This is a genomic window from Leptolyngbya sp. GGD, assembly GCF_026735145.1.
GTDB lineage: Bacteria > Cyanobacteriota > Cyanobacteriia > Leptolyngbyales > Leptolyngbyaceae > Leptolyngbya > Leptolyngbya boryana.
Genome location: NZ_JAPQKE010000001.1, coordinates 1,798,815 through 1,824,269, shown reverse-complemented (window position 1 = coordinate 1,824,269; position 25,455 = coordinate 1,798,815). Strand labels below are relative to the sequence as shown.

The window sequence follows — 25,455 nt, the reverse complement described above, 5'->3', positions numbered from 1 at the left end:
ATGCAGTCCGCTTTCGCGTTTCTACCCGCGTTGGTTGAGAAATTGACCAGCCATCCCCATCATGTCGCCAATATCGACATCACCATCGCGATCGGCATCGAGAAAAGCATTCAGGACGGGATTACCCGACTGAGCGCTCTGCTGTTGCGCGGGCGCTCCGCTTTTTAGCATATTGAGAACGAGCGGCACCAGTACAGGCAGCATCGACATTATCAAGTTGGAGTCGATGCCTGTATGTTGTGAGATGCTTTCGGCGACTTGCTGCTGCATAGAGCCAGGAAAGAGCGCGTTCACAGCTTGGGGATTGTTGCCGAGTCCAGCAAATTGGTTGACCAGCGAGTAAGCTTGGTCGTTTCCTTGGTTTCGTAACGAGGAACGAACATGTCCGCCGAGGAGTGACATGACCGCTTGAGTCGCGCCAGAATCGATACCTTGACTGCCAGCCACTTGCTGAGCAATGCCTAGAATATTGCCAAGCTGGTCGGTTGAACCTTGTTGTTGCGGATTCGCAACTGCACTGATGATTTGATCAAATAGACTCATAAAGTTTTCCTTGAAGCGTTTCTATTTTGAAAGCGCACGAACTTTTTGACGATAAAAAATTTGTCTGAGGAAATCAAGAGGTGGTTCTGTATCGTTAGGATTGCTTCAGAATCATTGAATTGGCAAAATTCATCAGAATATTCGTCAGAATAAAGGTTGCCCCTCACGTTTTGACCAACGCTATGCCTTTATCTCGACTGGTAACACTGATTGTCGGCGTTTCTGTCATTTTGGGATTGATCATTTGGCTTGTCAGTTCGCTGACTCAGTTAACTTGGGCGATCGGGAATCCGTTGCTGGCAAATGCGCTGATCGGGTTGGTGATGATTTTGCTGGTTGGGCTGATTGCAGCGTTTGCGTATTATTTTTTCTGGTTGCCAAAGCAGGCAAAGCGGAAAAAACAACGGCGATCGCTGCCGAGAGTTTCAGCGGTCAAATCCGAGGCGGCGCAGGAGAATCTACAGGCTGTGCGACAGCAGATGGCGCAGATTCAAGATGAAGTGGCGCGGCGTGAATTGATTCTGCGATCAAAAGAGATCGAGCGGAATTTAGCGCGAGGCGAATTGAAGGTGGTTGTGTTTGGTACAGGTTCGTCAGGTAAAACTTCACTCGTCAATGCATTGATGGGGCAAATTGTGGGTGAAGTCGGCGCACCGATGGGGACAACCGATGTGAGTGCAACGTATCGATTAAAGGTAAAGGGAGTCGATCGAGAAGTGATTCTCATTGACACTCCTGGAATTCTCGAAGCTGGAGTTGCGGGAACTGATCGCGAAACTTTGGCACGGCGTTATGCAACTGAGGCGGATCTTTTACTATTTGTGCTGGATAATGATTTGCGCCAGTCGGAGTATGACCCATTGAAAGGCTTAGCAGAAATTGGCAAGCGATCGATCGTGGTTCTCAACAAAGCAGATTTATACACGCAAGAGGATTTAGACGCGATTTTAGCTCGGTTAAGAGAGCGGGTTCGGGGCGTTGTAAGGGTTGAAGATGTTGTGGCGATCGCAGCGAATCCGCCGATGATGCAAACTGAAGAGGGCGAATGGTTACAGCCTGATCCAGAAGTCATGATGTTGATTGAGCGAGTCGCGGAGATTTTACGAACCGAAGGTGAGGATTTACTTGCCGAAAATATCTTGATTCAATCTCAGCGCTTGGGAGAAGAGGCGCGGCGATTAATTGATCAGCAGCGGCGCAGACAGGCAGAAAAACTGGTCGATCGATATCAATGGATTGGAGCAGGGGTGATTGCTGTTACTGCGATTCCCGGTGTGGATTTACTAGCAACCGCCGCAGTCAATGCTCAAATGATTGTTGAGATTGGTCGAATTTATGGCTGTGAGATTTCGACAGAGCAGGCGAAAGAGATGGCGTTGTCGTTAGCAAAAACGATGGTCGGATTGGGGATTGTAAAAGGTGCGATCGAGCTTGTAAGTACAGCATTGCAAGTAAGCGTCGGCGGATTTTTACTCGGTCGAGCGATTCAAGGGGTGAGTGCGGCTTACTTGACGCGAATTGCAGGCAGAGCTTTTATTGAGTACTTCCGCAATGATCAAGATTGGGGAGATGGCGGTGTAACAGAAGTGGTGCAGCGACAGTTTCAGTTAAATCGGCGCGATGAATTTATCAAAGCCTTTATGCAAGAGGCGGTGATGCGAGTGGTTCGACCTTTACAGCTTGAGATCAGAGAAGAACCGCTCGAAGAGTTGAGAATGCCAGAGTATGAGGAAGTTTTGCTCGATCGAGAAGACACGATCGACGATTGGAAATAGATAAGTAGATTCAGAAACGCTCGCTTACCCTAGCAGCAATTACGGCGTTGATGTAGCTAAAAATTTCGTCGAGTTCTGAGATCGCCTCTAGTTCTAATATTTCTTCTGAACTCAGGGTGTCGGCTTTTTTCTTATCCAGAAGAGTTTGTAGGCGATCGCTCAACTCATCCGTAAATTTAAACAAAGTGAGGTGATTGATCTGCTGAATCTGTAATCCTTTTGGAAGCAAGGTAGAGGGCTTAGGCAGGGTTGTCATGATTGGAGTTTACCAGTGCAGCACAGAGCGATCGTAGCAGCTTGTTTAGAGGAAGTCAGGCTCGATTGAGCAAAAAAGACCGACGATTGGAAATAATTTTTTGCCAAATCTGCATAAGGCTCGATCGCTGTCCCTACTGAGTGAGTGTAGAGGATGAAACACCTTAAACACACACTCAATCAGAGGAAACAATCATGAAACTCATTCAATTCTCCAGCGCTTTGGTTCTTGCTTCGACTCTCTTTACTGGTTTACTTCCCATGCAGGCTCGTGCAAATGATGATTTGTTCGGGAAATTGGCAGACAAGATTCAGTGCAGTACAGCGGATGTTGCGCTCGGTAACAATACTCGCAATAACATTCAACGCAACAGTTCTTCTCGTCAATCTGCGGCTTCTAACAGCAATTCGGCTTGGGGCAATGCCTCGAACAGCCAATCGGGCAAGAAAACGCATAACGATGGCGGTGGCGGATCGGTGAGTGTGCTTGGATTGTTCAGCGTGGGTGGATCAGGTGGTTCACAAGGCAGCCAAGAGAGCAAGTCGAGCAGTTCCAGCGCTTACGGTCGGAACAATGCTGCTCAAAACTCCAGCCGCTCTAGCAATTCTTCTTACAGCGATCGTAGTACTTCTACCGTAGCAGTTGGGCAAGTGAAAGATTGCGATTCTAACAACGCTGCTGCTGCTGCAATTATTACGACAGTTGATACAAACCGGACTGCAAAAGATATCGCAAACATCAATGCTGATGTGAACAAGTATGGAATCGATGCTCAAGTGAAGATCAACTCTGATAACAACAAAACGGCAGTTGATTTGTTTAATGCTCAACGTCGCTCTGGTCAAGTCAACAACTTGATTCAATGGTACACACCGCAACGCTAATCGAAACGTTCAGAAATCTAGGATGAACTAAGGGAATGAGGAGGTCGATTGACCTCCTTTTTTGTGATCTTGATTAGCGAGGTAACACATCGTCCAGTCTTAAATTGATATGAGGAAACAAAGGAGAGATAATATTTTCACCTAAGCGAAATTGCTGCGGTTCGTAGAGCTTCCCAACTCGCTGATTGACCGTAAAAGTAGGTTGTTTTGGATCACCGATGAATCGGATGCCTCCAAGCCCACGAAAGTCGATAATCCAGTATTCAGCAATGCCCATCAGCGCGTATTCTTCAACTTTTCGCGCGTAGTCATTTTCCCAATTGGTACTGACAACTTCAACAACCATTTTGACCGATTCACCTCGCACAATCACGGGTTCTTGTTGCCAGTAGGGTTCATTGATTAATGCAGCTTCGTCTAGCACAATCACATCTGGACGGCGGGCAGTTGCCTCGTCTCCCGAAGGACGCAAGATACAGCTTTTTGGGATCAAGAACGGTAAGTTTTGTCGATCGATTTCTAAGCTCACTTTGCTGGCAACTTTTCCCGCAACAGCTTCGTGAGGCCCGGTTGGTTCCATATCAATGATTTCTCCGTTCGCCAGTTCGTAGCGAGACTGATCGCCGTACTGTTGAATGAATTCCTCGAAACTGAGCAGTCTGAGCGGTGTATATGCCATAGAAAGCTGCCTCTATTCCCGATCGATATCATATCTTTTCTTGCTGTCTTCGGGCTTCGTACAGGATCAAAGCAGTCGCGATCGCAACATTCAAAGACTCTACTCCTGGAGCTAATGGAATTGTGACTTGAATATCTGCAAGTTCAATCAATTCGTCGGACAATCCTGCTCCCTCATTTCCCATCAAGACTAAACTCGGCTGAGTAAAATCAATTTCCCAGTACGTTTGAGTTGCAGTTGGAACGGTTGCAATGACTTGCATTCCCTGTTGTTTTGCTTTCAGAATGTCGGTTCTAAGATCTGAAGTAGACATCGGTAGGCGGAACCATTGCCCAGAAGACGATCGTAAAACTTTCGGGCTTTCTAAATCCACACAATCAGCACTTAGCCAAAGTCCTTCTACTCCCGCTGCTGCTGCGGTGCGAATAATTGTGCCGAGATTGCCAGGGTCTTGAATCGTTTCGAGCACTAGACCGAGTTTTGTAAACTGAACGGGCTGAGTGTGAAAGCGATCGACAGTTGCGACAATTCCATCGGGTTCAACGGTGGTTGCGATCGCTTTTAAAACTTCAGGTGAAACCAGTTCGATGCGGCTCGATCGAGCTTGAATCTTTTGCCATAGCGATTCATGATTTTGCTGCCAATGCTCGGTGTAGCAAACCGTATTCAGCGCCACCCCAACTGCACAGGCTTCTTCAATTAAATGCGTTCCTTCCAATAAAAAAAGCTGCTGTTCTCGCCGTTCTTTGGCGCGATGCAGCTTTCGGAGTTGCTTAACTAATGGATTTTGGAGACTGGTGAGCATGACAGAAAGTAGGGAGTGGGGGGCAAGAATCTAGAATACTATCTCCCCACTCCCTACTCCCCAACAAACTTACGCTTCGTCTAGCGCTGCAATTCCTGGAAGCTCTTTACCTTCGAGCAGTTCCAAACTTGCACCACCACCTGTAGAAATGTGGCTCATTTGATCCGCTAAGCCAACTTTCTCAACGGCTGCAACAGAGTCGCCACCACCGATGATCGTGGAGGTTCCTTTGGGAGTTAATTCTGCTAGGGTATGTGCGATCGCTTCGGTGCCTTTCGCGAATTTGTCCATTTCAAATACGCCCATCGGCCCGTTCCAGATCACGCTCTTGCACTGTTCCAAAGCGGCTTGGAAGGTTTTCACAGAATCGGGACCAATGTCTAAGCCCATCCAGCCGTCGGGAATGTTGTCAACGCTGACGGTTTGGGTATTCGCATCAGGCGCGAAATTGTCGGCAACCACAACATCGGTTGGGAGGAGTAAATCTACTCCTTTTTCTTTGGCTTTCGCTTCTAAGGCTTTTGCCAATTCCAATTTGTCTTCTTCAACCAAAGACTTACCGACTGCCAAACCGCGCGCTTTGTAGAAGGTGAAGACCATACCGCCACCGATCAGCAGTTTGTCTACTTTGTCGAGCAGGGTTTCGATGACACCGATTTTGCTCGAAACTTTCGAGCCACCGACGATCGCAGCTAATGGGCGTTTGGGGTTCTCGATCGCGCTTTGCAAATACTCTAGCTCTTTCTCGATCAACAAACCTGCAACCGAAGGCTTCAGATACTTCGTGACCCCTTCAGTCGAAGCATGCGCCCGATGCGCAGTTCCGAATGCATCGTTAACATAGAGATCAGCAACAGATGCCAATTTCTCAGCAAATGCAGGATCGTTCTTTTCTTCTTCTTTGTAGAACCGAACGTTTTCGAGCAGAACGACATCACCGGGCTGCATTGCATTCACGGCTGCCGTTGCTTCGTCGCCAATACAATCATTGGTTTTGACGACGGGTTTACCCAGAAGTTCTGACAGGCGAGTGCCGACGGGGGTGAGACGATATTTATCTTCGGGACCGTTTTTCGGACGACCAAAATGGCTGCACAAAATCACTTTTGCGCCTTTGGAAGTTAAAGCGTTGATCGTGGGCAGCGCGGCACGAATTCTCGTATCGTCAGTGATATTGCCTTGTTCATCTAACGGTACGTTAAAATCTGCGCGAACCAAAACACGCTTGCCTTGTAAATCGGCGGACGATAAATCATTAATAGTTTTCTTCGGCACAGTGCTGGCTCCTAAGTGAGTCTTTCTACCTATTTCTTATTTTTCCATTAATCGCGTCACCTACGATCGAAGATTCTGCGATGCTGATAAGTAAGTTGAGAAATTCTGGACATTATGTTTAAAACTGTGTTGTTTCCAATCGATGAAAGCCGCGATTCTCGTCAAGCCGTCGAGACTGTTGTAGAGCTTGTCAAATTTCACCAGAGTCGCCTGATTTTATTATCTGTGGTGGAAGCAAATTCTGATCACCCCGATGCAATGGCTTCGGCAGAAGCGGTAGCGAATTTGCTGCAAAATGCAAAATCGGTATTTTCTCAGAGTGGAATTGAAGCAGAAGCGATCGAGCGTGAGGGCAAGCCTGCCTTTACGATTTGCGATGTTGCAGATGAGATAGGGGCGGATCTCATTATCATGGGCTGTCGAGGATTGGGACTGACGACCGAAGGCGCATCGGATAGCGTTACGAATCGGGTGATCAGTCTTTCTCCTTGTCCTGTTTTAGTCGTTCCTTAATCGGATAAAAAAAGTCGGGCAATTGCAGGGAAAGCGGGCAATCGTCTCCGCTCAATTTTCACTCTCAATTTCCGCAATCCGTGCTGAGGTCGAAGCATTTGTTTAACCGATAAGAGCGCGATCGTACTAGCATGGATTGTCACTCTAGATCTTTGCTATGTCTTCCCCGCCGATTCAATGGTATCCCGGTCATATTGCCAAAGCTGAAAAAGCGCTGCTCGAACAGTTGAAGCGCGTGGATGTCGTGCTAGAAGTTCGAGACGCGCGGATTCCGCTTTCGACGCATCATCCGCAGGTCGATCAGTGGATTGGAGAGAAAGGGCGGATTTTGGTGATGAATCGGATGGATATGATCCCGCCGAAAGCTAAAGAGCAGTGGACAGAGTGGTTTCGCGATCGCGGAGAGGAGCCTTTATTCACAGATGCTCAGCATGGCAAAGGAATTGAAGCGATCTCCAAAGCGGCTCAGGCAGCCGGGGTGAAAATGAATCAAAGACGGCTCGATCGAGGAATGTTGACTCGTCCGGTTCGTGCAGTGGTGATTGGATTCCCGAATGTCGGTAAGTCGGCTTTGATTAATCGGTTGCTGAAAAAGCGAGTGGTCGAAAGTGCTCGGCGCGCTGGCGTGACTCGGCAATTGCGATGGGTGAGAATTTCCGATCAGATTGAGCTACTGGATGCACCGGGAGTTTTGCCGAATAAATTGACGAATCAGGAGGCAGCAATTAAGTTAGCCATCTGTGATGATATTGGAGAGGCAGCGTATGACAATCAGCGAGTTGCTTCAGAGTTGATTGAACTGATCAGATCGTCTTCGGCATTGGAGACCCGATATGGATTGGAACTTGGAGATTTAACCGGAGAAAGTTATCTCAAAGTTTTGGCAGAGGCGAACTATAAAAATGATGCAGAGCGGACAGCGCGGCAGATTTTGACGGATTTTCGCAAAGGCAATTTAGGCGCGATCGCATTAGAAATGCCTCCCGAAGATTAATCTTTCGCTAGATAGGCTCTGGATTTTTTCGACTCACCTACAATCTTCGCATGCAGGATTTTAGTCAGTTACTCAAAGACAAAGTGGATTCAATTCGGCATGACTGGGCAGATGCTGTCGCTCACGATCGCCAAATTCCCAGCGCAGAAAGTCTGAGTCAAACTGCGATCGAAGATCACATTGATTTAGTCTTAGTCGCAATGTCACAAGCATTGTCCCAGATTGAAGAAGATGATACCGCAGCAGTTGAGGCAGCTAGTATTTCTCATGGGGTGCTGCGGGCGAATCAGGGATTTGATCCGACAGAAATCGCCCAAGAATATCATTTGCTGCGAAAAGTCATTTTTGAGAGTATCCGATCTGAATTGCTCAAAGGAACGGCTGAAGAATTATTTCGAGCGGTCAATGTGATTGATTCTGTCATTGATTCTGCGATCTCACAGTGTTTTAAAAGCTATGTGAATGAGCGATTACAGGAACTTGAGCAAGTTCAAAGTCAGCTTTCGTTGACGGTTTCAGAATTGAAGCGATTAGCTCGATCGAATGAAAATAGCCTCGCGACTTTGGCACATGAACTGAAAACGCCGCTGACCTCGATTATTGGATATGCCGACCTGTTTTTAAGACAATCGAAACAGGAGCATGATACCTCTGGCATCCGCAAACGTGACCGTGATTCGCTTTCGAGCTTAGATCACATTGAGCAAGTTCTACAAGGTGGGCGAAGACTACTCCGATTAATCAATGATGCGCTGGAGCTATCGCGATACGAAGCGGGGAAAAAGCAGGTCATTCCAGAAGCGATCGAAGTATCAGAGTTGATGCAAGCAGTGGTGAAAGTGATTCAGCCTTTAGTTGATAATCGCAAGTTGCAGCTAAAGGTCAACCTTGAGTTTGCACCGAAACAAGTCATTAGCGATCCGCTACGATTGCAGCAAGTTCTGACCAATCTGTTGAGTAATGCAGTCCGCTATACAGAGACAGGGGCGATCACGCTAACCTGCCAAGAACTCAGTCATAATCGATGGTCGATTTCTATTGCGGATACTGGAATTGGCATTGCACCAGAAGATCAGTTACGTCTGTTTGTCCCATTTGAACAGGTTGGGTCATTCAAGTCGCCGGATAGTACGGGGTTAGGATTAGCGATCGTAGCTCGGCTAGTAGAACTATTGCAGGGTCAGATTTATCTTTCATCACAACTCGACGAAGGCTCGACATTTACGGTGATTTTGCCGATAGAAATTGATTAATCTCAATCTCTTGTAGGATTTGGATTTCGACTCCGCTCACCCCATTTGAAGGGCGAAGCGAAGTCGAAATGCAGCTAGTTACAATCCGGTTTCAGAATCGTGTTCAACAGCATTCGGGTCAACGCCCATCGGTGCAACATAGTTCCGGAAGAAAGTAATTTGCTGCTCGAATTCCATTGCTTTTACGCGATCGAGCAATTGCTGTGCTTCTTGAGCAAGCTGATAATCTGCTGGCATCGAAATGATTGTTCCATTGTCCATTCCCTGCGCTAAGAGATACCAGAACAGCAATTTTGTTGTATCTCCCACTGCACCGTATTCCCGAGTCAGTTGAGTATTTCGACGAGCGATCAGATCACGCTGGACGTTTAATTGTTCTTCACGAGGCAGGTCTTTGACTTGATTAAACAATCCTTCTGCGATCGCGGGAGAAACAGTACTTGCTCCAGGAGCAGCAGGCGTAACCGCTCCGCCCATTTCCTTGTAGATAAAATAGAACAATGCAAGCTGTGTATCCGCATCTAAGCCCTGAAATGCTTCGACTAAATCACTAGCAGTGTTTGAAGTCACGTAAGACATAAAATAATTCTCATTCGACCTCAAAACCGTAACAAAGCGAACAAACTCGCTCGACTTGCGCGAGACAGACGTTTTAACCTAACTGGAGACAGAGGCATGATCCCGGAATCCTCAGCACTGTAGAAAGCGATGTTTCAGCCTTTCGACTTATGCCTCAAGTTTTTGGAAAGCTCCCGACCACCCGACAGCCTTGGATTTCCTTAGGAAACGTCGATCACATTGAAAAGCACGATCGCGGAGTGATTCTCACTTGTGGCACAGCAAAGCTAAGGCTCACAATTCTAGCTGCTAACCTCGTTCGAGTTCAACTTGCACCCCAAGGTGAATTTCTTCCAAGGCGATCGTGGGCAGTCAATCGACCCGATGAAGAATGGGAGCAAGTACCATTTGAGCTAGAAGAAAACGAGATTAGAACCTCTCAAATTCGAGTCGTGATTCAGCGATCGCCCTGTCGGATTCAATGGTTTGATCAATCTGGGCAACCCTTCGCGCATGATACAGACATGGGCTGGCGAATGGGTCAAATTGCCTGCTGGAAGCGGATTGAAACAGAAGAGCATTTCTATGGATTCGGAGAGAGAGCGGGACTGTTAGATAAGCGATCTGAAGTCAAGACCAATTGGACAAAAGATGCGCTAGATTACGACGCGATCGACGATGAAATGTACCAAGCTATTCCATTCTTCATCGCACTCCGTCCGCAGCTTACCTATGGCATCTTTCTCAACATTACACACCTCAGCCAATTTGATTTAGGTGCGTCTGAGCCAGGAATATGGCGAATGCAAGCTCAAAGTCAAGAATTAGACTACTACGTGATTCACGGTGATGCTCCAGCCCAAATTTTAGAAACGTATACCGCTTTAACCGGACGGATGCCTTTGCCGCCAAAATGGGCACTTGGCTATCATCAATGTCGATGGAGCTATGAAACGGCTGAAGTTGTGCAGCAAATCGCGCATGAATTTCGATCGCGCAAAATCCCCTGTGATGTGATTCATTTCGATATCGATTATATGAATGGATATCGAGTGTTTACTTGGAGTCCAAAGCGGTTTCCTGATCCAGCCAAGTTGATCCAACAGCTTAAACAAGAAGGCTTTAAAACCGTCACGATCGTTGATCCAGGCGTGAAGTATGAACCAGATGGAGACTATCTTCCCTATCACGAAGGCTTAGCAAAAGATTGCTTTGTTAGAAATGCAGATGGCAGCTTAGTGTATGGGTATGTATGGCCTGATAAAGCTGTCTTTCCGGATTTCTTACGGGCTGAAGTCAGGCAATGGTGGGGAGAATGGCAGCGTACTCTCACAGAGGTCGGAGTCGAAGGCATTTGGAATGATATGAATGAACCTGCGCTCACCGATCGACCTTTCGGTGATGAAGGAGTCCATATTCCTTTTCCCATGGATGCGCCTCAAGGCAATCCTGGAGAAGGGGGAACTCACGCAGAAACGCATAATCTGTATGGCTATAACATGGCAAGAGCTTCAGCAGAAGGATTAAGACAGCTTCGAGATCAGCGATCGTTTGTGCTAACTCGCTCTGGTTTTGCTGGAATTCAGCGCTGGTCGGCTGTATGGACAGGAGACAATCAATCGCTGTGGGAACACCTCGAAATGTCATTGCCGATGCTGATGAATTTGGGACTCTCTGGCGTGAGCTTTGTGGGTTCGGATATTGGGGGATTTGCTGGCAATGCAACCGGAGAACTTTTTGCCCGGTGGATGCAAATCGGAATGTTTTATCCATTGATGCGCGGGCATTCTTCGCTAACTACTGCACAACACGAACCGTGGGTATTTGGAGAACGAGTTGAAGCCATTTGCCGCGAATATATCGAACTCCGTTATCAATTGCTACCTTACCTCTATACCTTGTTTTGGCAATCTTCTCAGACAGGCGCACCGATCCTTCGACCTCTGCTTTATGAATATCCGAATGATTCAAAAACCTACCATCTGCATGATCAATTACTCCTCGGTTCGCATCTCATGGCGGCTCCCGTTTATCGTCCTGGCGTGGAGTATCGAGCAGTTTACTTACCCGAAGGAACTTGGTTTGATTGGTGGACAGGTGAAAAGTATGAGGGCAACCAACATATCTTGGCTCATGCTCCACTAGAAAGGATGCCGATGTATGTCAAAGCAGGAGCAATTATTCCCATGCAACCAGTGATGCAGTATGTGGATGAACATCCGATCGCTCAACTGAAAGTCCGGATTTATCCAGGTGTAGGAGAGTTTACGCTGTACGAAGATGATGGTCGATCGCTGAATCCAGACTATCGAACGACTACTTTTCAGGTGAACGATACGATCGTCAAAATTCAGCCGAGTCACGCCGTTCGCGATCGCACAATGCTGGTCGAAATGGTCGGAGTGGGCGAACAATCGATTTCAGAAGATGGCAGTGCGAAACAATTGGATTTTCATTCCCATACCTAACAACAAGCTGAATTGTAATTCTTTTACTCAGTAGCAATGTCTCACTTAAAACTCATTGCAATGCGTTGCAATGAGTTATCGTTACCCAAGACAAAACCATTACTTCAAGTCGCTATGTAACCGACACAAATCCATTTCTGCTCAAAATCAAAAATCTGCTGACGATCGAACCATACAACCGGGGAACGCTGAACTTAATTGTTTAGATAATCGAACTCAGCGATTTCAGGGGACAGATGAAAAAAATTCTGAGCATTGATGGTGGTGGAATCCGGGGAATTATTCCTGCGCTGGTTCTCGCAGAATTAGAGCAAAAAATTGGCAAGCCGACTTCAGAAATTTTTGACTTAATTGCTGGCACTTCAACTGGTGGAATTTTAGCTCTAGCATTGAGCCAAGACGACGGACAGGGAAATCCTCAGTATTCCGCCAAAGATCTGATCCAGCTCTACGAGCAAGAAGGAAAAAACATTTTCCCTAAATCAGTGTGGCAAGATGTTTCTACCCTGTGTGGTCTAGCAGACGAAAAATATCCCAGAGAAGGCATTGATACAGTCCTGGCAAACTACTTTGGCTCGGCTCGGCTCGGCTCATGTCTGACCAAAACGGTAGTCACTGCATATGATATTCAAAATCGTGAACCCCTCTTTCTAAAAAGCTGGCGACCCGGACATCAATCCATTAAATCGGTTGATGCTGCACGTGCAACTTCGGCGGCTCCGACTTATTTTGCGCCTGTGAACATGTCTATCGAAAACAAAGATAGAGTGCTGATTGATGGCGGCATTTTCATCAATACGCCGTCGGTGTCTGCATATGTTGAAGCTTTAAGGATTTTCCCAGATGAGAAAGATTTTCTAGTCGTTTCTTTGGGAACAGGTGAGCTAAATCGACCGATTCCGTACCATCAAGCAAAAGATTGGGGAATCGTCGAGTGGCTCAACCCCTTGCTGAGTTGTGTGTTTGATGGAGTCTGCGATGCAGCCAACTATCAAATGAGCCTACTACTAGAAGGAAATTATTACCGCCTGCAAACCTGGCTTGATAAGGCAGTAGATGAGATGGATAATGTGAGCGATGAAAACATGGCAGCCCTGAAAGCTGAAGCTGCTACCTTGCTCAAAGAGCATCAAGATGACATTCAGAGACTGTGTAGCATTCTGTAGGCAGCGAAATTTTCGGGGTCTAGTCGTTACGTGTATTGAGTGTGGGGAGTGGAGAGCAAGTTGGAGGTGGGTTCTCTCTATCAGATTTATTGGGATGAATTAGTAGGTTTACGGCGTAGAGGAAACAGCGATCGTCCTAACAGCGATTGAAAATAGGCTCCGCCAACTGTAATTAAAAAGACGAAATATGCGATCGCTTGAACCAAATACAAGCGATCGGTATACCCCAACAATGCGCTCAAAATTGAGCCTGGAAACTGTTCAGCAGGCATGATCTTGCTGAAATTCCACACCATTGGACCTAAAACACAATCTCGATCTTGAGGTTTCGCAAATCGTTCATAGTAAAAACAAAGCGAAGCCGATTTGCGATCGACTTGAGCTAATGCGTTCATGCCAGCATCAAAATGTCCCAGTGCTGTGACAACTAAGCCAGAGACAATCATCAACAGTAAGATGCCCATAACCATAAAGAACTTGCGGACATCTAACCGAACTCCATATCGAAACAGCAGTGCTCCAATACCAGTGGCAAACCCGATACCAGCCAATGCTCCTAGAGTTGGAACGACTCCCTGCTGAAACTTCCCTGCAATAAATAAAACGGTTTCAAATCCTTCTCGCACAACGGCAAAAAAGATCAGTCCAAAGATCCCCCAACCTGCTTGAGCATCTTGTTTGATGGTTGATGCGATCGCACCTTCCACATCCTGCTTCAGCGATCGGGCATTCCGAGTCATCCAAATCAGCATCCAACTCAAACAAGCGATCGCAAGCACACTAAAACTGGCTTCTAAAAATTGCTCGATCGAAACTCCTGCTGTGCCTGCCTGTTCTACAATCCATCCAAATAACACTCCAATCATTCCACTTGCAGCCAGCCCAACACCAACGCCAGCCCAAACCCAACCTTTCAAATTCCGTCGATTCGCTTTATTCAGGTATGCCAAAACAATGCCAACAATTAAAGCAGCTTCAACACCTTCACGTAGGGTAATCACAAAGGTAGGGATTGCAGAACTCAGATCCATAATCACTCCAAATAACATTCAATCCTTAGGAGTCAGAGTTTTACAAGAACTCTGACTCCTTGCCACATATAGAATTTAGCTTTTAAGAAGCCTTGGCTACCTTTTGAGTGTTGCCCTCAATCTCTTTGACGAGCGCTGAAACCTGATCACTGGTTTTAGCAGGAGTTGCAGGAGGTGTAACTGCTGCCCAGGTTGTGGTCAGTTCAGCCATTTTCGTTGAAATGACTTGATGAGCGTCCGGCTGCGTCTTCAGCATTGCATCAGAAATGCCCTTATAGAGTTCATTTGCATAAAGCACAAAGCCGCGCGAATCCTGGTATTCAATCACTTGAGTAATTTTATTGTTTGCGATCGCGGCTCCATACTCTGAGTTTGCAGTATCTAATAATCCATTGATCACTTGCAAGACAAAGGCAGGATTTTGACGTTGCGATTCGGGTAACGCATTGATGGCGGTATCAATTGCCTTGATCGAAGTATCATAGCCAGAAGCAACTTTACTCGCATTTTTTGCACCTGCCTTGACTTCATCTTGCAGTGCAATCAGCGGATCTTTGAATTCTGGAACTTTGCGATCGTTCAATTGCTCTTCCACATCGGCATAAATCTCTTCGACAGGATGCCCAATATGAGGTTCTGCTTGATCCGGCTTTTGCAGGTCAAGTAGCTCTTTTGCAACATAGAGATGCCCTTTCATCAAACCGAGCTTCGTCATGTAATCAACATCTCTGGCTTCACCTTCGAGTTTAATATCCTCGATCGTCACCATGTCTTTGATTTGATCAAACTGAGCTTGATTGATCACATTTTTAGCAACTAACTCTTCCGTTTTTCCATAGGGACGACTTGCTTGGATTTTATTAGAAAGCGCAGGAACACCGAGCTTTGCTTCTAGCTTATCTAGCTCGGACAAGATCGCACTGTTAATGTTAATCTTTCTGCCGCCATGTGCAGGCTGGCTCGCGGTTGTCGTTGTTGTAGGAGCAGAGCTTGTATTGTTCGCAGTCTGAGAACTACAGGCGATGAGCACACTCAATCCTAGAGCGCATAGGAAATAAGCAAGGAATTTAAGTTGTTTCAGCATGATGGTGTTGATGAAGACAGAAAGAGATCGTTTTATAGGAAAAAACCTATCTCAGGGATTGAATTTAGTCATTGTGTAGCTTAAGTAGAATCTTTGTCAATAATGTGATTATTAAGTTCAGCTAAGCTTTTGAATTCGCAATCACCTCAAACGCGCCCATGCAGCCAGATTCCGCGATGTAGTCTTGATGCGGATGGAACATAAATTTGCCCGTGTGATGAAAACTAAACTCTAAAATGTGCCGTTCTGCGGTTCCCATCGTAATCACATCGGTTTCTTCACTCGGTTCTAAGGTGCGTCCTGTGCGATAGACCCGGAACATATTGGCATGGAGATGAAACGTTGCAACTGGATCGAATTCGATGAGATTCAAGACATAGAGCCGAATCAGTTGATCTTGCTGGATAGGAATTGGATGTTTCATGTAGTAATCCGGCAAGCCATTGAAAGCAAAAAGCTCGTTTTTACGATCGTCATTGACGTCATAGCCTGCCATGATCAACACGATTTCATCGGCAGGCGGTCGCGGAGTCGGAGGATCAACAATGAACATGCCGTATAGACCTTTGCCTACATGTCGCGAGATTGGCTCGATATGACAGTGATAAAGATGCACGCCAAATGGCTCTGCGTCAAATTCGTAGATCTGAACAGCATTGTGTTTGACAGGTTTTACACCATCCATCTCAGCCGAGTGGACTCCGTGAAAGTGAAGTGAATGCGAGTGCCCGGCTTTGTTGTAGAAAATCACGCGAATGCGATCGCCTTGCGTTGCCCGAAAGGTTGGGCCTGGAACTCGTCCATTCAGATTCCAAGTGACAAAAGACGTGGATTGATTGAGTTGCAGCGCCGAGGTGCGGGCTTCGACTCGAAATTCTCTAACCGTTCGCCCATTTTCCTGAGTGACTGTGCCGTAATCAAAATCGCGCAGAACAGCCGCCGGATTCGCTGCATCTTTAGTTTGAGGAATGTCAAACGGTGGAACAATCACGTTTTGACGGTTTTTTGACTGAGCGAGCAGGTTGATTCCAAAAGCTGAGCCAGCGAGTCCTACACCGGATAACAGCCCTAATTGGATCAATTGTCGTCGGCTTAAATGTTGAAAAAGATTAGAAGCTGGCATCGCAGATTTTGAGAATAAACGAGAAGTCGATCGCTCAAACTTCGTCGCTCAAAATTATCAATTATTCTGGATCTAGAATCAAGTGTATTAATAATTATTGTCAGTAATGTTTGTGAAAAGCTCAGCCTTTCGGATTTCTAACGTGCTTGCAGTCAACTTTTGATGCCGATCAAATTTGATCCCGAATCAAGTCAAGCGGACTGATTCGGGAGACTGAACGGGATCACTGGAGTAGACTTTAACCAAAGCAAATCTATTTCTATCGATCGCGTTTTACCTGAGCAACTTTCTGAGAAATTTCAGGATTGTACAGCCGCAAATAGTTCCAATAGTTACCGAGCACTGCTTTCACATATCCATAGGTTTCAGGATAAGGAATCGCTTCAACAAACTCATCTGGATCTTGCGATTTTGCTTTGCCAAGCCAGCCTGCAACTGCACCAGGCCCAGCATTATAGCTTGCTACGGCTAGCATCGAATTGTTGTTGTACTCCAAATGCGTATGATCCAAATACCAGGTTCCAAACTGAATACTCGTTTCAGGATCACTGAGTTTGTACTCTTTCACCTTGATATTATTTGCAATGAAAGCTCCCGTCTCAGGCATCACCTGCATCAATCCCACAGCACCCACACTCGATTTGATATCTGGCTCAAATCGGGACTCTTGCCGAATCAAAGCTGTCACGAGCATCGGATTCATTTGCCGTTGCTGTGACCAGTTTTCAATGTAATTCACAAACGGAAAAGGATACAGTGCTTGCCAATACGCAGGCTGTTTTCTCAATTGTTCATACTGAGCTTTTTCTTCTGCTTTTTCGCGATCGCGCAGACTCCCAATCATATACAGTCCGTCTAGATTTTCGCCCACACCCAATCGCATCACACCATCGGTAAACTGTTCGGCGATCGAAGGTTGAACTCGATTCCGAAATTCAATCTGCCAATGCGACCAAGCATCGCGTTCTTGACCTAACTGATAAAGTTCTTTTAGCGCTGGAGATCCGGCTGGTAATTCGGCTCGGAGACTAGGTTTTTCTACTTTTGGATTCAGCGATCGTACCGTATTGAAGTCGCCGACATTCCAGCCCAAAATTGCAGCCGATCGCCAAGCATAATAAGACTCATAATGCTCACTGAGCACTTTCTGAAACAGTTGGGCTGCTTGATCATTGTCGCCCAATTTTTGTGCCCATTTACCCGCCCAGAATCCAGCTTCAGCGGCAACTTCACTGGTCGGATTGTTCGTCAGAACTGGCTCTGCCCACTGTTTTGCCAGTTTGATATTGCCTGCTTTGGCAGCTTGCTGAGCATAAGTCCAGCGCATTTCTGCGGCAGCATCGGATTGAGCATATTGAGTCAAAACCAACTGACGAACTTGAGCAGCTGTCTTTTCGCTTTTCATTTTGTCGAGGAGTTTTGACTTCTCAACTAAGGCAGTCGGCGCACGATCGGGAAAATTCTGAGCAATTTGATCCAAATAAGCGATTGCGGTTTGCGGCGTTTCTGCTAACTGAGCCAACCGAGTCAAGGCTAATCCAGCTTCATCCGACTGCGGAAATTGTTGAATCATTTGGCGGTAGCGTTGCTCTCCCCCCGGCTTGCCGCTGAGATGTAATCCTCTCGCAGATCGATAAGCCGTTAAGGGAGTTTGAGGCGCGCGCGAATACGCGATCGCACCTTTGTCATACACTTGATTTTCCCAGTATCCAAATGCGATCGCGTCCCAATCTTCAGGCTTTAACTGGCTACCAAACTCGGCAACCAATTTATCCATTAATGCCGTATACCCGTCGCTGGTGATGCCATATTTCGCAACCAGCATCAGCAATGGAAGCTGTTTCGGATTTTTCTTCAAAAGCGTTTTAGCAATCTCAACGGTTCTCGGATGAGAGGGAAATTGAGCGATCGCTTGATTCCAATATTGAGGATCTTTTTTGCCTAACTCAAAGAGAGCTTCTACCGTGGCAGGCTCTTTCGGGTATTTTTTCACGACTGCTTGCCATGCCTGAGCCGCTTCTTGGCGTTTGCCTGCGACTTCATATGCCTGAGCACGTTTCACCCCAATCTGCGCTGCCAAAACTGGATAATTTTGCTCTAAATCTTTTAACTGCTCTAGCGCTTTATCGCCTTGCTTTTGTGAAATAAAATCTGTTGCTAACAAATAGCGGGCGCGATTGCGCTCTAGCATCGTGCTCGACCGATCGGCAGCAAACTTTAAAGCGTCTGTCCGTTCTCCTGCGGGCTTTGTCACCAAAGGACTGATGACTTGGCTCGGTGTGCCGATTCCGCTCCCCTCAGATTGTCCCTGAAACGACTGGAGCGATCCCATCAAGCCATTCGGTGCTTGAGACGCTTCTTTGAGTTTCTCAACGGGTAATAACGCTCCTGCAATCAACCCGATCGCACCCGCGCCACCCGCTAACATCAACCAAAAACGCCGCTCTTTCAACAGTTGCTTCAGCATTCAAACTCTTCCTGGAAAAGGGGGCAGATCTACGCAGAACTCTAAGCAGTTATAGCAAAGATTCACCGAAGATGAGGAATAAATCAGCACATTCCATGAAAGTATTACGTATGACATTTCGCGACGGTTTCGAGCGTTTTGATCGATACTGAATATCAGACATTAAGAACCCACAGTTTAGGGATAGATATGAACGTAACAGTCACGGGAACGTCGCTCCTCGATTGGTCAGGAGATGGTCTAGCGATCGCGTTATTTGAAGGCGCAGAATTATCTGGCGATGTCGCTGCGCTCGATCAAAAATTGTCCGGTGCGATCGCAGAATTAATCGCAGAGGTAGAATTTAAGGGAAAATCAGGCAATACTGCCTCAACTCGTATCGCAGGCAGGTCTATCCGTAAGATTCTATTAGTTGGACTCGGCAACCCTGACGATCTGAAATTAGAAAAGCTCCGCCAAGCGGCTGCATCGGTTGCAAAATTGGCAAAGCGCGAACGGTGTAAAACGCTTGCACTCAGTTTCCCGACCGTTGAGGATGCAGCAGCGACGACGCAAGCGATCGTAGAAGGACTCGAACTTGCGCTGTATAAAGATGTGCGCTTCAAATCAGAGCCGGATCAAAATGGCAAAATCGAATCCGTCGAACTGCTCGGTTTGGTAGGTCAAGAAGCAGCGATTCAAACAGCTCGCCAAATCTGTTCGGGTGTATTCCTAGCCCGTGAACTCGTTGCGGCTCCTGCAAATTACGTTACGCCGATCACGATGGCAGAAACGGCGTTAGCGATCGCGAATGAGCATGGTTTAGAAATTCAAATTCTCGAAAAAGAGGATTGTGAAAAACTCGGCATGGGCGCATTTCTTGGCGTTGCTCAAGCTTCTGATTTGCCACCCAAATTTATCCATCTGACCTATAAGCCGCAAGGTACACCGAGACGAAAACTGGCAATTATCGGTAAAGGACTGACCTTCGATTCGGGCGGTTTGAATATTAAAGGGGCTGGCAGCGGCATCGAAATGATGAAAACCGATATGGGAGGAGCAGGCGCAACCTTAGGAGCCGCAAAAGCGATCGCTCAACTCAAACCCGATGTCGAAGTGCATTTTATTACTGCCGTCACTGAAAATATGATCAGCGGGCGAGCCATTCACCCAGGCGACATTCTCACCGCCTCAAATGGCAAAACGATCGAGATCAATAACACCGACGCAGAAGGACGATTAACCCTTGCAGACGCATTGGTATATACCGAGAAACTGGAAGTAGACGCGATCGTCGATCTCGCAACGTTGACCGGAGCTTGTGTGATTGCTTTGGGTGATAACATTGCGGGCTTGTGGAGTCCGAACGATGAACTCGCAGATCAGCTGCTCAAAGCCAGTGGAGAGTCCGGTGAAAAACTGTGGCGGATGCCGATGGAAGAGAAGTACTTCGAGAGTATGAAGTCGGGCATTGCAGATATGAAAAACACGGGTGCGCGTGCTGGTGGTGCTATCTCCGCCGCAATCTTTCTGAAGCAATTTGTCAAAGATACGCCTTGGGCGCATTTAGATGTAGCAGGTCCCGTTTGGGCAGATAAAGAGAATGGCTACAACGGAGCAGGCGCGACTGGATATGGAGTGAGATTGCTCGTTGATTGGGTGATGAGTTAAGCGATCGTAATTTGTGAGATGACTCAGTTCATCTCACAAATTACCAAGATTCGTACTGAGTTAAAAACATTACTTGATGTAAGAGCATGACTTAAGTTCTCCCCCCGGACAAGAATTCTTGAGAAAAGTTCAACTCTTTTCTCAAGAAGGGAATTCTGGGTGAAACTTCCTTTCTCTTACTTATGGCAGATGTCAATTACAGGCTCTTGGAGTTACATCGTTTTCCCATCGGTCTGAAACAAAATCCACTTCAACTTCTAAACCATCTTTGGGAAGGAGTAAGTTATGGGCTTGCTCTGCTAGAAGTCTTAAAGCAAGAACAAACATTTCGCTACGTCGCAGCAAATTCAAAATTTGCTGCGATGAGTTCGGTTGACATCGAGCATTTAATTGGTCAAACTCTCAACGAAGCTCTACCAACAGAAACTACCCGAATCTATCACGACTGTTGTTGGCAGTGTATTCACTCAAATCAGCCGATTACTTTTGAACAAAGCTTCGATCGCAATGGACAGAAAAGTTGGTGGCAGATCACGATCAATCCCCTGAAAAATCAAGACGAACAGATTGATCAAGTCCTGATCAGTGCTATCGACATCAGCGATCGCATCCAAACAGACATGGAACAACAGCAAGCTTATGCCACTCTGGCAAAAAGTGAAGCAAAATTCCGTCATTTAGTTGAAAATGCGAATGATTTAATCACAACCTGGACTCTAGACGGTACGATTACTTACCTCTCTCCCGGTTTCTATACCCTGTACGGTCATTCGCCAGACAAGTGGGTGGGTCGATCGTTTGCTCCACTTGCTCATCCTGACGATCTGCCTGGATGTCTCATGGCAAGTCAACAAGCGGTTGAAACAGGCAAAAAACATTCAGGTATTGAGTTTCGGCGACAGTACCAACAAGGGAACTGGCTATGGTCATCGATCAACATGGTTCCGATTCAAGATGCAGACGGAAAAATCACGTCTGTGCAAGGCATTATCCGAGATATTCATGCCTCCAAACAGCAGCAAGCGGCACTTCGCTTTATTGTGGAAGAAACCGTGTCAAAAACGGGAGACGAGTTCTTTCGCAGTTGTGTGCGATCGCTGAGTGAGATTTTTCAAACGCAGTACGCTTTTATTACTCAGTGTACTGATCAAACTTATTCTCAGTGTGACATGCTGGTGTTCTGGACAGGGCAAGTCTTTGCAGAGCCTTATACTTTTAACCTGGCAAAAACACCTTGCGAATATGTGTTGCAGAACAAAGTGGGTCTCTTTCTAGAATCGCTGCAAACTCAATTTCCAGATGACCCCAATCTCGCGACTTTACAGGCTGAAAGCTATCTCGGTGCAGCGATTACCGATTCTCAAGGTCAAGCGATCGGCACGATCGGGGTCATCGATACGCGACATTTCGCCGAGAATGTGGAAACCGCTCAATCTATTTTGCAACTTTTTGCGGCAAGAGTTGGCGTAGAAATGGAGCGGAATACTGCCGAAGCTGCACTCAGAGAGTATGCGGAACGTCAAGCCTTGATCAATCGGTTAACGAATCAGATCCGGAATTCACTCGATGTGAACAGTATTCTCGAAACTACGATTCAGGAGCTTTACACATTACTCCAAGTCGATTGGTGCGCCTTTACTTGGTACGATCCAAGCGTAACGCCTGCGGTTTGGAAGGTTGTCGCTGATCAATCTCATCATCAATCGAGTTTGGTGGGTTCCTGTTCACCTGATCTCATTGGCTCAACGGATGAAATTATCCCCCACCTAGATACAATTCGCATTGATCAAGCCGAGAGCTATCAAGAACCGAGCCATCGAGCCTCTCTGATGGCATCGGGAGTTCAGTCACGGCTCTGTGTTCCCATTCAAACTCAACGGGAACAGATCGGCATGATTCTCTGTGACCATCAGCAACAGCAGCATACCTGGACAGATCGAGAAGTTGAGCTAGTTCAGGCAGTTGCCGATCAACTCGCGATCGCAATTAATCAAGCCGATCTCTATGAGCAAAGTCGGAGCAAGAGCAAGACACTCCAAGCAACCTTGAAAGAGCTACGGCAAACTCAAGCCCAGATGATTCAGAGTGAAAAAATGTCGAGTTTGGGGCAGTTGGTCGCAGGAATTGCTCATGAGATCAATAATCCGGTCAACTTCATTCATGGCAATGTGAATTATGTGGATGAATACGCTCGCGGTTTATTAGAGCTTGTGACGCTCTATCAGCAAAGCTACCCCGAATCGACGGATGCAATCTCAGAGAAAATCGAAGACCTAGATCTCGATTTTGTTCGCCACGATTTACCTAAGCTTTTAGACTCGATGCAGGTTGGCACTGAGCGAATTCGAGAAATTGTGAAATCACTGCGTTTGTTTTCTCGGTTGGACGAGTCCGAATTTAAGCCTGTCAATCTTCATGATGGGATTGAGAGTACGTTGATGATTCTACAAAATCGTCTCAAATCAAGGCAAAGTGACTCTGAAATTGAAGTCATCAAAAATTATGGGGCACTTCCCCTCATTGAATGCTTTGCTGGACAACTCAACCAAGTGTTTATGAATATTCTCACCAATGCGATCGATGCTGTGGAAGAGAAGCGATCGCGAATTCCATCTCATCCTGCGACCATTCAGATTACTACGGCAGTCACCGAGGATCAGCAAGCGATTATCCGCTTTGCAGATAATGGGATTGGAATTCCAGAATCGATTCAGGCACAAATTTTTGACCCATTTTTTACAACTAAACCGATCGGTCAAGGAACAGGGATGGGCATGTCGATTAGTTATCAAATTGTGACTGAAAAGCATCGTGGGCAGATCATTTGTCACTCTACTCCTGATCACGGGACTGAATTTGTGATTCAGATTCCGATCCACCAAATCCGCCCTCAACAGTAGATTGGATGCGCCCAAGTAGGGTGATGACATTGAAGTGAAGAAGCTGCTGAGATTTTCTTCATCAGCGTACGATGCAAACTCCAAGTTCTATCAATTAACTTTGCTATGAAATGTCTTGTTGTCATTGCTCATCCGCTTCCAGATAGCTTGTGCTACACCATGGCACATTCTGCGATCGCGGCACTCACTGCCGCAGGTCACGAAGTCGAAATCGAGGATCTCTATCAAAACAGCTTCTCTCCAGTGATCACGAGCAGTGAACGTCAAAGCTATTTTCAGCCTCCGTTCGATGCAACGACTGTTCAGCCACAGGTTGAACGGTTGCTTGCTGCTGAAGCAGTTGTGCTTGTCTTTCCAACCTGGTGGTTTAGTCTACCTGCCATTCTCAAAGGTTGGTTTGATCGAGTGTGGTCACCGGGTCTTGCTTTCGACCATGCGCCTCAGCCGGGTGGTTTACTCCAGCCAAAACTTCACAACCTTCAGAGAGCGCTTGCGATTACATCGCTCAATTCGCCTTGGTGGGTTGATTACCTCCTGTTGTGGCAACCTGTGAAACGGGTGCTCAAGATGGCAATTTTGGGCATGTGTGCTCCTAGGTGTCGGTTTGGAATGTTGACCTGCTACGAAGCCGAGTCGCTGACTCAAGAAAAAGTTGAGCGATTTTGTTCGCAGATTCAGAAAACGATTCACAAATGGTCTGCCTCATGAGCTTTGCCCTGACTGCCATAGTTCAGAGAATAGGCTTCGGATTTTTGCTCTGCCTCGAATGCTCGCATCCGTTCATTCATGTTTTGAATAAAATTGCGGAGAAAGGTCTTGAGTCTGGGTGTAGTGTGTTGAGATTCCACACCTTTTGCTAGAAATCGACCCACTTGATTGCGATGAAAAATGCGCCATTCCTTCATCACTTCCCATAAGGTAAGTTTTAGGGATTCGAGTTGCGCTTTTTGTGCAGGCGGCATTTGAGCACAAATTGTGTCAAATGGAGCATGTGTCTGACAAGACTCTAAGATTGCAGCCAGTTCCGGTAGGAGAAAAGAGCGGGATGCTCTTACTTTCTCCAGGTACGGGCTTGACTCAGACGTAAAGCCGAAAAACTCATCCAGAAAAGGAACCAAAAATCCTGTGACACCAGGCGTGCTTTTACGTTCTGAAAGCTTAATTGCAGGAGTAAATTGAGCGATCGCGAGTGCTTCTTTAGGGATGTCTTGGTTTGCTTCTAAGTGCTGCGTCAACGCTTCGATCGACCATCGAATCATCACCGCTAAACAATCTGCCACTCTTTCAGGAGATTGATGTGTGACGAAAGCGTTCAGGGCTGCTTCAGCCCAGGCACAAATTCGCCGACCCACAATTTCAGAGTACAGAAATATCTTGAGAAATTCGCAATACATCTGTCGATGCTGAACATTCTCGTGATTGCAAAACTGCATCGCAGATTGTGCTAACCGAGTTCGCTGATGCAGAATTAAGCGATCGATATTGTGAAGTTCCTCCAACGGATCGGTATAAATCGGCAGATCGGATAGGTTACAGGAAAAGTTGCAGTAAACCAGCGCGGTGAGCGAGGTAGATGCTTCAATTCCCAAGCGATTTGCGACGACTGTCCAGAGCGTCGATAGCTTTTCTGGAAATTGAATTGACTGCTCACTGACGATTGGGGTGGCTGCTAGCTTTTCAGGATCTTTTTCGATATAAGGGCGACGAAATCCTAATGCTAAATAGGTCAGCAGGGCAAGATAAGCCGCTAATTGGTTGGGATTATCCGTGATGTCAGGATGAAAGTCTTGCAAGAACGAATTGATCGCGGCTCTTGGATCTGCCTCTGCGGCTAAAATTTGCGGCAGTTGATCTCTGACAAATTGGCGATCGCAGGCTGAAATCAGGCGATGCTCTGCAATAAAAGGCCAATGCTCTCCCCACTTTGTATTGAATTGAGAGAGGCTCGCTAGAGTTTCTGATACACCTTGATTGGTTGCTACAGTGACTTGCATGGTTCGACGGCACCTAAATAATGTTCAGTTTGACAAT

At 46.6% G+C, this 25,455-nt stretch carries 21 protein-coding genes; 10 read left to right on the top strand and 11 right to left on the bottom strand.

The features are described 5' to 3' along the window. Nucleotides 1-21: 21 nt before the first annotated feature. Nucleotides 22-543, bottom strand: a complete 522-nt coding sequence (locus OU814_RS08515) for a DUF937 domain-containing protein (protein ID WP_268181915.1) — start codon at nt 541-543, stop codon at nt 22-24. Between the two features lie 182 nt (nt 544-725). On the opposite strand from OU814_RS08515, the gene OU814_RS08510 reads away from it, so the two are divergent. After that, nucleotides 726-2,318, top strand: coding sequence for a DUF697 domain-containing protein (locus OU814_RS08510; protein WP_268181913.1), 1,593 nt, complete (start codon nt 726-728; stop codon nt 2,316-2,318). 10 nt (nt 2,319-2,328) lie between these two features. On the opposite strand, the gene OU814_RS08505 is transcribed toward OU814_RS08510, so the two are convergent. Continuing rightward, on the bottom strand, nt 2,329-2,574 hold the full coding sequence (locus OU814_RS08505) for a hypothetical protein (RefSeq protein ID WP_017289324.1): 246 nt from the start codon (nt 2,572-2,574) through the stop codon (nt 2,329-2,331). 194 nt (nt 2,575-2,768) lie between these two features. On the opposite strand from OU814_RS08505, the gene OU814_RS08500 reads away from it, so the two are divergent. Continuing rightward, entirely contained in the window at nt 2,769-3,458 is a 690-nt protein-coding gene (locus OU814_RS08500; protein WP_190652956.1) for a hypothetical protein, read from the top strand. Nucleotides 3,459-3,531: 73 nt separating this feature from the next. On the opposite strand, the gene OU814_RS08495 is transcribed toward OU814_RS08500, so the two are convergent. From OU814_RS08495 to OU814_RS08485, 3 genes are all read right to left on the bottom strand, one after another. After that, entirely contained in the window at nt 3,532-4,137 is a 606-nt protein-coding gene (locus tag OU814_RS08495) for a Uma2 family endonuclease (protein WP_268181909.1), read from the bottom strand. Nucleotides 4,138-4,165: 28 nt separating this feature from the next. Next, entirely contained in the window at nt 4,166-4,942 is a 777-nt protein-coding gene (locus OU814_RS08490; protein WP_268181907.1) for a TrmH family RNA methyltransferase, read from the bottom strand. 69 nt (nt 4,943-5,011) lie between these two features. Beyond that, entirely contained in the window at nt 5,012-6,217 is a 1,206-nt protein-coding gene (locus tag OU814_RS08485) for a phosphoglycerate kinase (RefSeq protein ID WP_190652953.1), read from the bottom strand. Nucleotides 6,218-6,331: 114 nt separating this feature from the next. Here OU814_RS08485 and OU814_RS08480 point away from each other — a divergent pair, with 114 nt between their 5' ends. The 3 genes from OU814_RS08480 to OU814_RS08470 all read left to right on the top strand — a co-directional run bounded on the left by OU814_RS08480 (nt 6,332) and on the right by OU814_RS08470 (nt 8,977). Then, nucleotides 6,332-6,730 (top strand): universal stress protein, encoded by a 399-nt coding sequence (locus tag OU814_RS08480; RefSeq protein WP_017289329.1) that lies wholly within the window; start codon nt 6,332-6,334, stop codon nt 6,728-6,730. Between the two features lie 157 nt (nt 6,731-6,887). Further along, nucleotides 6,888-7,724: a ribosome biogenesis GTPase YlqF gene (gene ylqF / locus OU814_RS08475; RefSeq protein WP_268181904.1), complete on the top strand. Its 837-nt coding sequence runs from the start codon at nt 6,888-6,890 to the stop codon at nt 7,722-7,724. Between the two features lie 50 nt (nt 7,725-7,774). Continuing rightward, entirely contained in the window at nt 7,775-8,977 is a 1,203-nt protein-coding gene (locus tag OU814_RS08470) for a sensor histidine kinase (protein WP_268181902.1), read from the top strand. Nucleotides 8,978-9,055: 78 nt separating this feature from the next. On the opposite strand, the gene OU814_RS08465 is transcribed toward OU814_RS08470, so the two are convergent. Continuing rightward, the gene (locus OU814_RS08465; RefSeq protein ID WP_268181900.1) at nt 9,056-9,556 is read right to left on the bottom strand and encodes an orange carotenoid protein N-terminal domain-containing protein; all 501 of its coding nucleotides are present in this window, start codon (nt 9,554-9,556) and stop codon (nt 9,056-9,058) included. 149 nt (nt 9,557-9,705) lie between these two features. Between OU814_RS08465 and OU814_RS08460 the strand changes: the two genes are divergently transcribed. Together OU814_RS08460 and OU814_RS08455 are read left to right on the top strand one after the other, a co-directional pair. Continuing rightward, the gene (locus OU814_RS08460) at nt 9,706-12,003 is read left to right on the top strand and encodes a glycoside hydrolase family 31 protein (RefSeq protein WP_268181898.1); all 2,298 of its coding nucleotides are present in this window, start codon (nt 9,706-9,708) and stop codon (nt 12,001-12,003) included. Between the two features lie 236 nt (nt 12,004-12,239). After that, nucleotides 12,240-13,169: a patatin-like phospholipase family protein gene (locus OU814_RS08455; RefSeq protein WP_268181896.1), complete on the top strand. Its 930-nt coding sequence runs from the start codon at nt 12,240-12,242 to the stop codon at nt 13,167-13,169. A gap of 86 nt (nt 13,170-13,255) precedes the next feature. Here the strand turns inward: OU814_RS08455 and OU814_RS08450 are convergent, their stop codons facing one another. The 4 genes from OU814_RS08450 to OU814_RS08435 form a co-directional block, all read right to left on the bottom strand. After that, on the bottom strand, nt 13,256-14,200 hold the full coding sequence (locus tag OU814_RS08450; protein ID WP_268181894.1) for an FTR1 family iron permease: 945 nt from the start codon (nt 14,198-14,200) through the stop codon (nt 13,256-13,258). A gap of 82 nt (nt 14,201-14,282) precedes the next feature. Then, on the bottom strand, nt 14,283-15,284 hold the full coding sequence (locus OU814_RS08445; RefSeq protein WP_017289337.1) for a helix-hairpin-helix domain-containing protein: 1,002 nt from the start codon (nt 15,282-15,284) through the stop codon (nt 14,283-14,285). Nucleotides 15,285-15,405: 121 nt separating this feature from the next. After that, complete coding sequence (locus OU814_RS08440) at nt 15,406-16,407, bottom strand: multicopper oxidase domain-containing protein (RefSeq protein WP_017289338.1); 1,002 nt, start codon at nt 16,405-16,407, stop codon at nt 15,406-15,408. 259 nt (nt 16,408-16,666) lie between these two features. Then, nucleotides 16,667-18,874, bottom strand: coding sequence for a transglycosylase SLT domain-containing protein (locus tag OU814_RS08435; protein WP_017289339.1), 2,208 nt, complete (start codon nt 18,872-18,874; stop codon nt 16,667-16,669). Nucleotides 18,875-19,063: 189 nt separating this feature from the next. Here OU814_RS08435 and OU814_RS08430 point away from each other — a divergent pair, with 189 nt between their 5' ends. The 3 genes from OU814_RS08430 (at nt 19,064) to OU814_RS08420 (ending at nt 24,132) form a co-directional block, all read left to right on the top strand. Beyond that, nucleotides 19,064-20,524, top strand: coding sequence for a leucyl aminopeptidase (locus OU814_RS08430; RefSeq protein ID WP_268181891.1), 1,461 nt, complete (start codon nt 19,064-19,066; stop codon nt 20,522-20,524). 182 nt (nt 20,525-20,706) lie between these two features. Further along, nucleotides 20,707-23,424, top strand: a complete 2,718-nt coding sequence (locus OU814_RS08425; RefSeq protein WP_268181888.1) for a PAS domain S-box protein — start codon at nt 20,707-20,709, stop codon at nt 23,422-23,424. A 105-nt stretch (nt 23,425-23,529) separates the two neighbouring features. Beyond that, nucleotides 23,530-24,132: an NAD(P)H-dependent oxidoreductase gene (locus OU814_RS08420; protein WP_017289343.1), complete on the top strand. Its 603-nt coding sequence runs from the start codon at nt 23,530-23,532 to the stop codon at nt 24,130-24,132. On the opposite strand, the gene OU814_RS08415 is transcribed toward OU814_RS08420, so the two are convergent. Further along, nucleotides 24,111-25,418 (bottom strand): hypothetical protein, encoded by a 1,308-nt coding sequence (locus OU814_RS08415; RefSeq protein ID WP_268181886.1) that lies wholly within the window; start codon nt 25,416-25,418, stop codon nt 24,111-24,113. The genes OU814_RS08420 and OU814_RS08415 overlap by 22 nt on opposite strands. Between the last annotated feature and the right edge of the window lie 37 nt (nt 25,419-25,455).